General features: G+C 40.8%; 5 protein-coding genes. 3 read left to right on the top strand and 2 right to left on the bottom strand.

Annotated elements, in window-relative coordinates:
• Nucleotides 1-151: 151 nt before the first annotated feature.
• From Q0081_RS08875 to Q0081_RS08865, 3 genes are read left to right on the top strand one after another with little or no spacing between them, the layout of a single operon-like run.
• Nucleotides 152-1,216: a Fic family protein gene (locus tag Q0081_RS08875; protein ID WP_298351639.1), complete on the top strand. Its 1,065-nt coding sequence runs from the start codon at nucleotides 152-154 to the stop codon at nucleotides 1,214-1,216.
• Nucleotides 1,217-1,254: 38 nt separating this feature from the next.
• Entirely contained in the window at nucleotides 1,255-1,605 is a 351-nt protein-coding gene (locus Q0081_RS08870; protein WP_298351636.1) for a hypothetical protein, read from the top strand.
• A 58-nt stretch (nucleotides 1,606-1,663) separates the two neighbouring features.
• Nucleotides 1,664-1,834 (top strand): hypothetical protein, encoded by a 171-nt coding sequence (locus tag Q0081_RS08865; protein ID WP_298351633.1) that lies wholly within the window; start codon nucleotides 1,664-1,666, stop codon nucleotides 1,832-1,834.
• A gap of 18 nt (nucleotides 1,835-1,852) precedes the next feature.
• Here Q0081_RS08865 and Q0081_RS08860 read toward each other — a convergent pair whose 3' ends face one another.
• Nucleotides 1,853-2,773, bottom strand: a complete 921-nt coding sequence (locus Q0081_RS08860) for a glycoside hydrolase family 113 (protein WP_298351630.1) — start codon at nucleotides 2,771-2,773, stop codon at nucleotides 1,853-1,855.
• Nucleotides 2,774-3,006: 233 nt separating this feature from the next.
• The gene (locus Q0081_RS08855) at nucleotides 3,007-3,453 is read right to left on the bottom strand and encodes a DUF4143 domain-containing protein (protein WP_298351642.1); all 447 of its coding nucleotides are present in this window, start codon (nucleotides 3,451-3,453) and stop codon (nucleotides 3,007-3,009) included.
• Nucleotides 3,454-3,558: the final 105 nt, after the last annotated feature.

The raw sequence follows: 3,558 nt of genomic DNA, 5'->3' as shown, positions 1-3,558 counted from the left end.
CTGAATATGTCACTGTCTTTTCCATTACTTGGCCTGTTTCATCCTCAATTTTTATGGTGGATTTTAGCATGATTTTGTAGTTTAATCCAAATTTAGCTATTTGCCACATTTATTTACAGTCTGTAAAAATCCATAACATTTAACCAATCGAATGGGCTATACCATCCAAATGCTTCCCAATATTGGAGAGATAGAAACAAAATTAGTCTTGAAAAAATCGGTTCAAGCCAATAAAGCCTTAGCCGAATTAAAAGGTATTTTGGCTACTATACCGGACCAAAACATCCTAATCAATACTTTGTCATTGCAAGAGGCTAAAGATAGTTCAGCCATTGAAAACATTATCACTACGCACGATGAGTTGTTCAAAGCCACCCTTGATTTACAGGTTTCGGTAGCAGCCAAAGAAGTGCAATCTTACTCGGCAGCACTCAAAAGAGGTTATGACCTAACACAACAATACGGATTTTTGAGTACGAATCATTTGATTCAAATTCTGGATATACTCGAACCCAATAATGGCGCAATTCGTCGTTTACCAGGTACCGTCTTAAAAAACCAACAAACGGGAGAAGTGGTATATACTCCTCCGCAGGACTACCCAACCATCGTCCAACTACTTGGCAATTTAGAACAATTCATTAACGATGATACCGTATGCGATTGGGATGATTTAGTAAAAATGGCCATTATCCATTTTCAATTTGAAAGTCTTCATCCCTTTTATGATGGAAACGGGCGTACAGGACGGATTATCAACTTGTTGTATCTCGTTCTCAGAGGATTATTAGATATACCTGTGTTATATCTCAGTCGTCATATTGTAAGAAACAAGGGGCATTATTATCAGCGATTACAGGCAGTTAGGGACAATAATGATTGGGAAAGTTGGATTTGTTTTATGTTGGAAGCAGTCGAAAATACGGCACTGTTTACCATTAAACTAATCAAAAATATCAGGGTTTTGTTAGAGGAAACCAAAGTGTGGTGTCAGCAAACCTACCCTAAAATTTATAGTCGGGAGTTATTGGATAATCTTTTTAAACATCCTTACACTAAAATTGAATTTGTCATGCAGGATTGTCAGGTAACAAGGTTAACAGCTGCCAAATACTTGGATATTTTTGCAGAAAACAACAAATTGATAAAAGTCAAGTTGGGAAAAAGTAACTATTTCATCAATCAGCCCTTACTCAATTTACTGATGCAGAAGTAACACCCAATTTAAACGCTGACTGCGTAAATCTTATCCCCATGAAAGAATGCTTAGAATGCGGCGAAAAAATAATCGGCAGGTCTGACAAGAAATTTTGTTCGGACCTGTGTCGCAATGCGTACAACAACAAACTCAATTCTGATTCCAACAATTTAGTCCGGAACATAAACAATACGCTCCGGAAAAATCGTCGGATTTTGGAAGAGGCCTGTAAAGAAGACAAAGCGAAAATCTCAAAAAATTCGCTGATTCGGAAAGGCTTTGATTTTAGCTTTTTTACCAATATTCGTACCACTCAAAAAGGTGCTACCTACTTTTTTGTGTACGAATACGGCTACTTAGCCCTCGAAAATGACTTTTTCTTAGTCGTAAAAGACCGTAAACCGTAAGAGGAAGGATTTTGGAAATTATTTGCTTCGGATTTATGAAATCATAATTTTCTCTTTGGTGAGCCCTTACTTTTCTTGCCGCGGCGGCGGACCGCTTGCCCAAGAAAAGTATCGCAACGGCGAACCGTCAAAAGAAGGGCAGCCTGTCCAAAGCTTCCGCGCTCAAGCCCAACGCGCACCACGCTGGACAGGCATACCATCGCGCAAGGAAGTTTATATTTATTATTGAAAACAAAAGCCTCTAAATCTACTTCTGTCCATAGCCTTCCTTCAATACACCTTCGGCGGGTTTTTCCTGCGGCGAGAAGGCATCTCGGTGAAAATTGCGGGGTTGGTGCAAAAACCATTTCCAGGCAAAAGCCCCAACGAGCCATTTACGCGGCCATACTTCCTTAAAAAAAGCCCGATAGGCATCAGCCTGCAACGCCATGTTTTCTGCCTTATTATCGTTTGATTCCCACGGCTTTTCTGTCGCAAAATCAACACTTCGGTAGCCAAATTCAGTAAAGAGAATCGGTTTTTGAACTTTTGCCGCAAAATCTTCCAATTCGTCTAAATGCAATTTCCACCCTTTTTGCAAAGTTTCTACCGAGGGGTGTTTTTCGGAAGACAACGGAAAATAAGCATCCACTCCCACATAATCCAAATCAGCCCAAAACGGATTACGCGGATAATGGTTCCAATTGTCGGCGTAGGTCAGCGGCCCGTGATAAATCTCCCGTACCTGCTTGATTAACGCTCGCCAAAAAGGCGCACGTTTCCGGGCAAAATTGTCCATCTCAGTAGCGATGCAAAACAATTCAGCTTTCGTTGAGTCGGCAATACGAGCATTGGCAAGGACATAGTCCCCAAAATCTTTCTCAAACATCAGCCAATCAGCTTCGGTTTTGAGGTCAAAATCGCCCGTATACCCCCCGCGCCCTACCCAAGCGTGCGGTTTGAGCATCACTTTTAGGCCGCTTTGATGGGCCAGTTCTATCGTTTTGGCAGTACCTTCTTTGGTTTCTCCCCACCACATTTTATTCGTATGGAAATAAAAATGCGGCTCTCCTTCCCGACAAAAACCGTAGGGAACCACCGCTACCCATTCCGCATTGATGTTCAGAATAGGTCTGAAAACGGCCGTATCAATGGGTTGAGAAGGTGCTACCAGATTTACTCCCCGCATTTTTTGACCGCTATACACGGGGGGCGAAGGACGGGTACAAGCGACAGTCAACAGTAGACAAAGTGCAGTTAACAGTTTACAGTTAAAAGTTAGCTGTTTATAATTCATAGCCGGTAATTGACAGGGAGCAAGTATTTTCACGGGACAGGTTGGAGTTTAACAAAAAAGCCGCCTTTGTGGTGGGCTTACTGTGCAATGAATATACAAAAAGTAAATCAGAATAGCTGTAAAAGTCACTTTATGAGTGCCGCCTGATACCATGGCACTACTGTTGCTTTACTACGAGTCTGAGCGTCATTGCCTGCATACCATAAATAAGCATCCAACACAGGTACATTCGCCTGCTGTTGAAACCACGCTAAATTATCGAAAAATGAAGCATTGATTGTGGCTGCTGATTTGATTTCACCAATTAGTACTCCTCCACTTTTCTCCAACAAAATGTCAATTTCGTGTCCATTACTTTCTTGCCAAAAGTAAAGCTCGCCGGGGTCGTTGCGGTTATGACCTTGTTTAACTAACTCTGCCACGAGCATATTCTCAAACAAATTTCCTCGAAAATGGTGTGTAATCAGTTCTTCTTCCTGTTTAATTCCTAACAGATAGCAAACCAAACCTACGTCATAAAAGTACAATTTAGGGGATTTGATGAGGCGTTTACTAAAGTTTTGAAAACTCAGTAAAAGTGTAAATACTTAATAATGCGTGATTTAATTTTTTAAATTGGAATAAAATTTGGCAAAAAGTACCTTTGACAGAATTATGGGACACTTTGATACTTATAT

The sequence above is a fragment of the Runella sp. genome (assembly GCF_027484545.1).
Classification (GTDB): domain Bacteria; phylum Bacteroidota; class Bacteroidia; order Cytophagales; family Spirosomataceae; genus Runella.
Note: the sequence above shows the minus strand (reverse complement) of the source record. Positions and strands in the feature narration are given on the sequence as shown.